Source organism: Blautia sp. HCP3S3_G3 (assembly GCF_052063365.1).
Taxonomy (GTDB): Bacteria; Bacillota; Clostridia; order Lachnospirales; family Lachnospiraceae; genus Blautia_A.
This window is the reverse complement of record NZ_JBQHXR010000056.1, coordinates 1-1,602: the sequence shown is the minus strand read 5'-3', so window position 1 is coordinate 1,602 and position 1,602 is coordinate 1. Positions and strand designations below refer to the sequence as shown.

The following is a 1,602-nucleotide window of genomic DNA, read 5'->3' as shown; positions in this document are numbered from 1 at the left end:
ACAGCGTAAAGCAATCCGATGTAAAATCCATCAGAATAATTTATGCTGTGCCTCTTTTTAATTTGATTGAATGCGGTATGGTTTAGGACCAGATAAAATGCCGGATAACAACATACTGGAAAATGAACTGGATTATATTGATTGATAATTCCGGATCTATGGGGTCTCATGCTTTGGATCCGAATAGTTTAGCTATAGGTGTTAAAAACGCAATAGATACCATGTTGGAAGAAATCAATAACATTTCTGAAGAACGTGAAATCTTAAGCTATATACGGATACTTACATTTAATGATTTGGTTTCCTATGCTGTCGGGAATAGGAATCATGGAGAATATATAACAGAGGCTATAAATACGTGGCGAAACTTCGAATTGATACCGTATGGTGGAACCAATATCGCAAGTGCCATCCATGAAGCTGTGGAGTCAATACGAACTGACAGACGTGAGTATTTAGGCAGTAGTTCTTGGCTGTCACCTGTCTTGATGCTTATAACGGATGGCATGGTAAATCTTGCTGATAGAGTGGGAAATTCATTGAATGATTTAAAAAACATACGTAAATGTCAAACGATAAGAGCATCTATAGGATTAAGGCATAAATATAGCATTGAACTTGATTCATTTGCATCACGAGGAAACATAGAGCACACCGATGGTAGAACTGATTCGGATAAAACGTTCTCGTTTTTTGTCGAATCTTGCGATGATTTGCCTAATATTTGCAAAGTCTTGAGTGGAGGGCTTATCAGTATAGCGTTAGATGATGATAATTACACACTGCTTGATCCTACGGAAAATTGGGACGAAGAAAATGATGGTTGGTGGTGAGAATAATGAATGATGAAGCAATTATCATAGCTTGTGACGAGATTGTTCCAGAAAAGATTGGTAAAGAAAAACTCAATTTATATCAATTGTGGCACGAGGATACCTATCCAGATGATTATTCACTCTGTAAGATTGCGTTCTGCTTGGCAAGAAAATGCCACGAACTTCATCTTAAAGGGTTGATGATTGCCAATGAATGGAATGAGGGAAATATACTCATCAGCACAACAGATTGTAGCGTATCAATCACCGATGTATATGCGATGAACTTATCGGGAATTTCTCTTCGGGGAACAGATGGTTATTTAGCTCCTGAGTGTTACATAAATCATAAATATGATTTGTACTCGGATTATTATGGACTTGCGGTATTCTTCTACCGTATGTTTATAGGTGGATTTCCATTGGATGGCAAAGCATCAGAAGAATATTGCACAAAAAATGATTTGTCTGTTAGTCTTGCTGCACCCGATATATATGGAAGCAATGCATTATTTTCATTTGATCCTAATAATCAGAGCAATTCCATCAGAAATCATGTAAATGAATTAATGCCAAGATTGTATGAAATTCAAACGCAACGATGGGATGCTACTGACGAAAGGATAAAGAAGTGCTTTATTCAAACTTTTTCTAATGGACTACAATCTGATAGTAAATGTGAAACGGCGAATTGTCAGCGGAGCTAACGGCACGTTATAATAGATGCTTTTATCTCCCTGACTGCGCTGTCAGTCTGCATAAATCACTTTGTCAGCGGAGAAACGGC

2 protein-coding genes are annotated in these 1,602 nt (G+C 37.5%); both read left to right on the top strand.

What is annotated here, in order from left to right:
• The first annotated feature begins 122 nt into the window (after positions 1-122).
• A complete protein-coding gene (locus ACTNEW_RS16195; RefSeq protein ID WP_441062839.1) occupies positions 123-833 on the top strand; it encodes a vWA domain-containing protein in 711 nt (236 codons plus the stop codon).
• Between the two features lie 5 nt (positions 834-838).
• A complete protein-coding gene (locus ACTNEW_RS16190; RefSeq protein WP_441062837.1) occupies positions 839-1,522 on the top strand; it encodes a hypothetical protein in 684 nt (227 codons plus the stop codon).
• The last annotated feature ends 80 nt before the right edge of the window (positions 1,523-1,602 follow it).

Coding starts and splice junctions, on each gene's coding strand:
- ACTNEW_RS16195 (WP_441062839.1), top strand. CDS start 123: ATGAACTGGATTATATTGATTGATAATTCCGGATCTATGGGGTCTCAT.
- ACTNEW_RS16190 (WP_441062837.1), top strand. CDS start 839: ATGAATGATGAAGCAATTATCATAGCTTGTGACGAGATTGTTCCAGAA.